Origin of the sequence: Paraburkholderia sediminicola (assembly GCF_046027825.1) — a bacterium.
Taxonomy (GTDB): domain Bacteria; phylum Pseudomonadota; class Gammaproteobacteria; order Burkholderiales; family Burkholderiaceae; genus Paraburkholderia; species Paraburkholderia sediminicola_D.
On the sequence record NZ_JAQQDU010000222.1, the window covers coordinates 1 to 1,414 of the forward strand.

Annotated in this window: 1 protein-coding gene; it reads left to right on the forward strand. The window is 61.6% G+C overall.

Annotation, left to right across the window (positions count from 1 at the left end):
* Positions 1–152 precede the first annotated feature (152 nt).
* Complete coding sequence (locus PQQ96_RS41955; protein WP_408303289.1) at positions 153–1,382, forward strand: ISL3 family transposase; 1,230 nt, start codon at positions 153–155, stop codon at positions 1,380–1,382.
* Positions 1,383–1,414: the final 32 nt, after the last annotated feature.

Below are 1,414 nucleotides of genomic sequence, written 5' to 3' on the forward strand. Positions count from 1 at the left end.
GCCTCTTTTCAATTCTCAGTGGGTGGGTTGGCGGGTCAAGTACGGGCGGCAGCCCGGCGAAGCGAATACTTGACGCGCGTTGAAGAAGTAAGCTGAGAGAGGGCTGGTTGCGGCAGAATGCGGCAACCAGCCCTGCAAGACAACGTGAACCGATGAACCAGACCCAACTGTTTGAAGCCGCCTTGGGAATCAAGGCCCCGTGGTATGTGCAAGGCGTCGATTTCGATGCCGCGCGGCGTGAACTGACCATTGCCGTGGACTTTGTCGCGGGTACGCGCTTTGCCTATCCCGGCGTCGCGGGCGAGCATCCGGCTCACGACACCCAGATCAAGCGGCTGCGCCACCTCAACTTCTTCCAGCACGAGTGCTATCTGGAGGTCCGGGTGCCGCGGGTACGTCTGCCAGACGGCTCGGTGCGCCTGGTCGAACCCGACTGGATAGGCAAGCTGGACGGCTTCACGCTGCTGTTTGAAGCGCTCGTGCTGGCGCTGTGCCGGGAGATGACATTTGCCGCGGTGGCCCGCGTGGTGAACCTGTCGTGGCATCGGGTGAAGGCCATCTGTGATCGTTACGTGGACCTGGCCGTGGCCGCGACTGACCTGTCCGAAGTTACCGCGGTGGCCATTGACGAAACCTCGGCCCGACGTGGGCAGGACTATATCTCGCTGGTCGCCGACATGGACGGCAGGCGCGTGGTCTTCGTCACGCCAGGCAAGGATGCAGGCGTTGTCGAACGCTTTGCCCGGCACCTGGAGGAACACAACGCAGTGCCCGGGCAGATCGAATCGGTAAGCATCGACATGTCGGCTGCCTTCATCAAGGGCGTGGACGAACACCTGCCCGATGCGCGTGTGACCTTCGACAAGTTTCATGTCGTCGCGCATGCGTCCAAAGCGCTTGATGGTGTGCGCCGCGCGCAGCAGAAAACCGATCCCTCGCTGAAGGGCATGCGCTGGTCGCTGCTCAAGGATGCCGAGAAGCTCGATCTCGCGCAACTGACCGATCTCCAGGCGCTGATCAGCCAGTACACCACCAACCGCACGGCCCGAGCGTGGATGTACCGCGAGCAACTGCGCGAGATTCTCGATCGCAAACAGATCCACGTCGTCTCCAAAATGCTGCGCCGGTGGTGCGGCAACGTCATGCGCTCCAAGGTCGAGCCCATGAAGGACGTCGCGCGCATGATCCGTCGTCATTTCGACGGCATTATCGCGTGGGCCCAGACGCGCCAGACCAACGGATTCATTGAAGCCATCAACGGCCTGTTTCAGGCCGCCAAGCGCAAGGCACGGGGGTACGCCAGCTTCAAGACCATGCGCACCGTGCTGTTCCTCATCGCAGGCAAGCTCGACTTCTCAGCACTCAATCCGCATGCCTCGTGAGCCGCATTACCCACTGCATTCTTAAAAGAGCC